Source organism: Paracoccus endophyticus, from assembly GCF_003286075.1.
Taxonomy (GTDB): Bacteria; Pseudomonadota; Alphaproteobacteria; order Rhodobacterales; family Rhodobacteraceae; genus Paracoccus; species Paracoccus endophyticus.
Genome location: NZ_QLUV01000008.1, coordinates 136,413 through 142,505, shown reverse-complemented (window position 1 = coordinate 142,505; position 6,093 = coordinate 136,413). Strand labels below are relative to the sequence as shown.

7 protein-coding genes are annotated in these 6,093 nt (G+C 72.9%); all 7 read left to right on the top strand.

Annotated elements, in window-relative coordinates; genetic code table 11:
- Positions 1–95 (top strand): 4Fe-4S dicluster domain-containing protein (locus tag DPQ23_RS10855; protein ID WP_162630719.1); only part of this gene is annotated, 95 nt, incomplete at its 5' end.
- 97 nt (positions 96–192) lie between these two features.
- The gene (locus tag DPQ23_RS10850; RefSeq protein ID WP_240602636.1) at positions 193–2,205 is read left to right on the top strand and encodes a tetratricopeptide repeat protein; all 2,013 of its coding nucleotides are present in this window, start codon (positions 193–195) and stop codon (positions 2,203–2,205) included.
- Between the two features lie 61 nt (positions 2,206–2,266).
- Positions 2,267–3,091, top strand: coding sequence for a 4-(cytidine 5'-diphospho)-2-C-methyl-D-erythritol kinase (locus DPQ23_RS10845; protein WP_162630720.1), 825 nt, complete (start codon positions 2,267–2,269; stop codon positions 3,089–3,091).
- A 36-nt stretch (positions 3,092–3,127) separates the two neighbouring features.
- Positions 3,128–3,874, top strand: a complete 747-nt coding sequence (locus tag DPQ23_RS10840; protein ID WP_112874718.1) for a pyridoxine 5'-phosphate synthase — start codon at positions 3,128–3,130, stop codon at positions 3,872–3,874.
- A 34-nt stretch (positions 3,875–3,908) separates the two neighbouring features.
- On the top strand, positions 3,909–4,763 hold the full coding sequence (locus DPQ23_RS10835; RefSeq protein ID WP_112874713.1) for a hypothetical protein: 855 nt from the start codon (positions 3,909–3,911) through the stop codon (positions 4,761–4,763).
- A complete protein-coding gene (gene acpS, locus DPQ23_RS10830; protein WP_112874712.1) occupies positions 4,760–5,158 on the top strand; it encodes a holo-ACP synthase in 399 nt (132 codons plus the stop codon). The genes DPQ23_RS10835 and acpS overlap by 4 nt, the downstream gene beginning before the upstream one ends.
- Positions 5,159–5,294: 136 nt before the next feature.
- A complete protein-coding gene (gene lepB / locus DPQ23_RS10825) occupies positions 5,295–6,086 on the top strand; it encodes a signal peptidase I (RefSeq protein ID WP_112874711.1) in 792 nt (263 codons plus the stop codon).
- The last annotated feature ends 7 nt before the right edge of the window (positions 6,087–6,093 follow it).

The following is a 6,093-nucleotide window of genomic DNA, read 5'->3' as shown; positions in this document are numbered from 1 at the left end:
TCCACTGCAAGACCTGCGACATCAAGGACCCCAGCCAGAACATCGTCTGGACCACCCCGCAGGGCGGAGACGGACCAAACTACCCGAACATGTGATCGCCACCGAATAGCAACGAAACCACCGGCGTTGCCCCGTCACGACGGGCGGTCTAGTGTCGGCCCACCCGAAGCGATCACAGGACCGCGAGCCACCGTGCCCACGACGCCGTTCCAGACCCCGCTGACCGTCCTTCTGGCGGCGTTCCTGCTGACCGGCACCGCTGCCGCGCAACAGGCGCCGCTGCCCCGGCCGGTCCCGTTCCCCGTACAGGGCGCGGCCTCTGCGCCCCAGGGCGTGGCGCAAGGCCAGCCCCAGGACAATGGGGTCCGCTCGGACGCGGCGCCCGTCGCCCTCACCGGGACCGGGACCCAGGTCCGGCCGATCCCCGGCCTGGCCGGCCCGTATCTGGCCGCGCGGCAGGCGGCAGGCGACAGCGACTTCGTGGCCGCCGCGCGCTATTTCCGGGCCGCGGTGGACCGCGATCCCTCGGACCCGTTCCTGCAGGACAGCGCCGTCCTGTCGCTGGTCGCGGCCGGAGAGTTCCCCGCCGCCGTGGCGCTGGCGCAGGCCATGCAGGCCGACGGGCGCGCGACAGAACTGGCCCTGCTGGTCCGCCGCGTGGACCTGGCCCGGCAGGGCGACTGGCCCGGGCTGCTGGCACTGCTGGACAGCAGCCCGTCCGCGAACGTGGGCGGGGGCGAGCTGGTCGACGGGATGATGCGCGGCTGGGCGCTGATGGGCGCGGGCAAGGCGTCCGAGGGGTTCGCCGCCTTCGAGGAGCTGACCGACGTCGCGGGCGCCGCGCCGGTCGCACGGTTCCAGCTGGCCCTGGCCAAGGCCAGCGTCGGCGACTACGAAGGGGCCGAGGCCGCGCTGCGCGACCCCGAGGCGTCGTCGCATCTGCTGGGCCTGCAGGCGCGGGCGCAGATCCTGTCGCAGCTGGAACGCAACGCCGACGCCGTGGCGATGCTGGACGGGCTTGACGCGGTCACGACCGAGCCGATGCTGGTCGATCTGCGCGCCCGCCTGAAGGCCGGCGAGCGGCTGCCCTTCACCGCCGTGCGCTCGCCCGCCGACGGCATCGCGCAGGTGCTGCTGACGTTCGCCGGTGCGCTGATGGGCGGGGACGAGCCCGAGCCGCTGGCGCTGGTCTATGCGCGGCTGGCACAGTACCTGTCGCCCGACCTGACCGAGGCGCGGCTGATCACCGCGCAGATCCTGCAGACGACCGGGCAGCTCGACCTGGCCGAGATCGAATTCGCAGCCCTGCGCAAGGCCGGGCAGATGCGTCCCGTGGCCGAACTGGCGCGCATCGACGCGCTGGCCCGCGCCGATCGTCTTGCCGACGCCGAGGCCGCCGCCCGCGCCCTGACCGAGGCCCGCCCCGACATCGCGGGCGCCTGGGTCGCGCTGGGCGACCTGCTGCGCCAGAGCGACCGGTTCGCCGAGGCCGTGCCCGTCTATGACCGCGCGCTGGAGATCCTGCAGCGCGAGGACGATCCCCAGGCCAGCTGGTTTGCGCTGTATGCGCGCGGCATGGCGCTGGAACGGTCGGGCCAGTTCGAGCGCGCCGACGCCGATTTCCAGGCCGCGCTGAAGCTGCAGCCGGACCAGGCGCCGATCCTGAACTATCTCGGCTACAGCTGGGTCGATCGCAACGTGCGGCTGGACGAGGGGCTGGAACTGATCCGCAAGGCGGTCGAGCTGCGCCCGGACGACGGCTATATCCTGGATTCCCTGGCCTGGGCCTATTACCGGCTGGGCCGCTATGACGAGGCCGTGGCGCCGATGGAAAAGGCCGTGTCGGCCATGTCCGACGACAGCCTGGTCAACGACCACATGGGCGACATCTACTGGATGGTCGGCCGCAAGCGCGAGGCCGAAATCCAGTGGCGCCGCGCGCTGAGCCTGTACAAGCCCGCCGACACCGACACCGACCTGGACCGCATCCACGCCAAGCTGAATGCCGGGCTTGACGCCGTGCTGGCCGCCGAGCGGGAGAACGGCGGAACGCTGCCCAAGGGCTTTGGCCAGCCGCAAGAGACCGCCGGCGCCGCAGCCCCCGGCGACGCGGCGGCGGGCGGCGACGGCCTGCCTGCGCCCGACGCGGCGCCCGGCAGCGACGGCGCGGCGGGTCCTGCCGGTGCGCCCCGGCCGCAGCCCTGACCGCGCGCCCGTCGCCCTGTTCCCAGTGTCGCCCGCCGTCCCCTCTGCCGTTCAGCCCGTGATCCCCCGCAGCGAAGCCGCGCCCGCCAAGATCAACCTGGCCCTGCATGTCACGGGTCGGCGGGCGGACGGCTATCACCTGCTCGACTCGCTCGTGGCGTTCACCGCGCTGGGCGACCGGGTGACGGTGGCGCCCGGGCCGCTGTCGCTGGCCGTGACCGGCCCTTTTGCGGCCGCGATCCCGGCTGGCGAGGACAACCTGTGCCTGCGCGCCGCCCGCGCGGTCGGGGCGCAGGCCCGCATCACCCTGGACAAGCAGCTGCCGCCCGCCTCGGGGATCGGCGGCGGCACGGCGGATGCGGCCGCCGTCCTGCGCGCGCTGGGGCAAATGCCGGGCGATCCGCTGGCGCTGGGGGCCGACCTGCCCGCCTGCCTTCTCAGCCAGCCGCTGCGGATGCGGGGCGTGGGCGAGATCCTGGACCCCGTGGCGCTGCCCAGCCTGCATCTGGTGCTGGTCAACCCCGGCGTGGCCCTGCCGACGCCCGCCGTGTTCGCCGCGCTGGCGGCGCGCCAGAACCCGCCCCTGCCCGCCGCGCTGCCCGGCTTTGCCGACGCGGCCGCCCTGACCGGCTGGCTGGCGGGCACACGCAACGACCTGCAGGCCCCGGCCCTGGCGCTGGCGCCCGCCGTGGCCGACTGCCTGGCCGCGCTGACCGGCGCGGGGGCGCAGCTGGCCCGCCTGTCGGGGTCGGGGGCGACCTGCTTTGGCATCTTCCCCGACGCTGCGTCCGCCGATTCCGCCGCGGGGGCGCTGGCGCGGCCGGGCTGGTGGGTGCGGGCGACGGTCACGATCGCGGGGCTGTCCTCTGCCGCAGCAGCCGGCTAGTCTGCGCGCAAAACGCACGCAAGCGAGGGGGTGCAGATGCTGCGACTGGGCGTCAACATCGACCATGTGGCCACCGTCCGCAACGCGCGCGGCAGCCCCTGGCCCGACCCGATGCGGGCGGCGCTGCTGGCCGAGCAGGCCGGCGCCGACGGCATCACCGCCCATCTGCGCGAGGATCGCCGCCACATCGGCGACGCCGACATCGAGCGGCTGATGGCCGGTCTGCGCCTGCCCCTGAACCTCGAGATGGCGGCCACCCCCGAGATGCAGGCCATTGCCTTGCGCCATCGTCCCCACGCCGTCTGCATCGTCCCCGAAAAACGCGAGGAGCGCACCACCGAGGGCGGGCTTGACGTGGCGGGCGACCGCGCGCGGCTGGCCGACTTCATCGCCCCCCTGCGCGAGGCCGGCTGCCGCGTGTCGCTGTTCATCAGCCACGCCCCCCGCCAGATCGAGGCCGCGGCCGCCATCGGCGCGGCGGTGGTCGAGCTGCACACCGGCGCGTTCTGCGACCTGGACACCGAGGGCCGCGCCCCCGAGCGCGACGCCGAGCTGGCCGGGCTGGCCGCCGGCGCGCGCCTTGCCGCCGACCTGGGGCTCGAGGTGCACGCAGGCCACGGCCTGACCTATGACAACGTCGCCCCCATCGCCGCCCTGCCGCAGGTGGTCGAGCTGAACATCGGCCATTTCCTGATCGGCGAGGCGATCTTCACCGGCCTCGGCCCCGCCATCGCCCGGATGCGCGCCTGCATGGACGCCGCGTGGAACGGAGCAACGGGTTGACCCCCGACGGCAGCCGCACCTTGGGGCGGTGTCGTTGAGCGTACTGGGCGGCCTGCGTCGGACCGCCGGGCTGATCCTGCGAACGCTGGGTGGGCTGTGGTCGTTTCTGATGATCCTGCTGATGGCGGGGTCGCTCGCGCTCAGCGTCGCCATGACGATGGTGCCCGCAATCTTCGTCGCCGTCGCGGGTGTGGTGGAATCGGCGACCGGGCTGCGGTCGCTGTCCACGCGGCACACGGACGATCTGGCCCGACTGGAACGCCGGGCGGCGGCGGAATCGGCCGGGCGCCGCACCGCCTCGGCCCGCGCCGATGATCTGGCCCGGGACCTCGGCAGTGCCCGAGCCACCGAACGCAGGCTTGCCGCAGAGCTTGCCGACAGCCGCGCCGCCCGGGCGCGGCTGGCGCGCGAGCTTGCCGACAACCCGGTCAGCTATCGTGGAGGCCGGGTGGCGGCGCGCGATGCCGTCAAGGACACCGCTACCCGCGTCTCGCGCCGCACGGCCTTTGCGACCTCGCGCAACCTCGCCAGCATGGCGGGCGAGGCGCTGCCCGTGATCGGCACAGGCGTCATCGTCGCCGCCACCGCATGGGAACTGGGCGACGCCTGCGCGATGATGGGCGAGATGCGGGCACTCGATGCCGCCTTCAACCCCGACGACCCGGTGACCGACGACGAGATCTGCGGGCTTGAGGTGCCCACGCGGGCCGATCTGTGGGCCGGCATCAAGGCCAGCCCCGCCGCAGCCTGGGAAAGGGCGCGGGGCCTGTACGACGGGTTGCCCGATGTCTCGATCTCTGCCACGTATTCCCACAGCGTCAGCTATCTGGCGGGACTGATGGACGGAGCCTTCAGCGACGATTCCGACCCGCCACCGGTCGCCCCATGATCCTGGGCATCGGGACCGACCTCGCCAACATCGACCGCGTGGCCGGGGTGCTTGCGCGGCACGGGGACCGCTTTCGCGCCCGCGTCTTCACCGACGCCGAACTGGCCCGCGCCGCGCGCCGCCCGCACGAGGCCGCGACCCTGGCCAAGCGCTGGGCCGCCAAGGAGGCGTGCAGCAAGGCGCTGGGGACCGGCCTTGCGATGGGGATCGCGTGGCGCGACATGGCGGTGGCGAACCTTGACAGCGGGCAGCCGACGATGACCCTGACGGGATGGGCCGCGCGCAGGCTGGCGGCGATGACGCCCCCGGGCCACCGCGCCGTCGTCCACGTGACGCTGACCGACGACCACCCCTGGGCGCAGGCCTTCGTGCTGATCGAGGCGCTGCCCGAATGACCCCCGCCGCGGCCGCGTGACGGCATCGGCCGCGCGCCGCCGCGGGGTGCAGGACCGCCCGCGAACGCAGCCGATCCTTGACTTTGCACCCCCCGCAGGCCCAAGAACCGCCGACCCTTGCGGCGAAAGGCAGATCATGGCGGACATCACCGCGAAAAAGGACGGCGGGATCTGGGAGACGGTCAAGACCGTCTTCTGGGCGCTGGTCATCGCCGGCGTGTTCCGCACGCTGTTCTTCCAGCCGTTCTGGATTCCCTCCGGCTCGATGAAGGACACGCTGCTGATCGGCGACTTCCTGTTCGTCAACAAGATGGCCTACGGCTATTCGCGCCATTCCTGCCCGTTCTCGATCTGCCCGATTCCGGGCCGCGTCCTGGCCTCGGAGCCCGAGCGCGGCGACGTGGTGGTGTTCCGCCACCCCACCCGCGGCGTCGATTTCATCAAGCGCGTGATCGGCCTGCCCGGCGACACGATCCAGATGCAGGGCGGCCAGCTGATCCTGAACGGCCAGCCCGTCCCGCAGGTCCCGAACGGCGTCTTCGTCGAGCCCAAGCTGCCGCAGGGCCCGTCGGCGATCCCGCCGCGCTGTCACAACGAACCGGTGGCCGAGGGCGGGGCCTGCGAAAAGCCCCGCTTCACCGAGACGCTGCCGAACGGCGCCAGCCACGACGTCCTCAACATCGTGGACGGCTGGCCGCTGGACGACACGCCGGTCTTTACCGTCCCGGCGGGCACCTATTTCTTCATGGGCGACAACCGCGACAATTCCGAGGACAGCCGCGTGCCGGCCATCGCGGGGGGGCTGGGCTTTGTCCCCGCCGAATACCTGATCGGCCGCGCGGACCGGATCATGTTCTCGTCCGCGGGCCGGTCGCTGCTGTATGTCTGGACCTGGCGGGCCGACCGTTTCTTCAAGGCGGTGCATTGAGGGGGGC

Coding starts and splice junctions, on each gene's coding strand:
- DPQ23_RS10840 (WP_112874718.1), top strand. CDS start 3,128: ATGCTGCGACTGGGCGTCAACATCGACCATGTGGCCACCGTCCGCAAC.
- acpS (WP_112874712.1), top strand. CDS start 4,760: ATGATCCTGGGCATCGGGACCGACCTCGCCAACATCGACCGCGTGGCC.
- lepB (WP_112874711.1), top strand. CDS start 5,295: ATGGCGGACATCACCGCGAAAAAGGACGGCGGGATCTGGGAGACGGTC.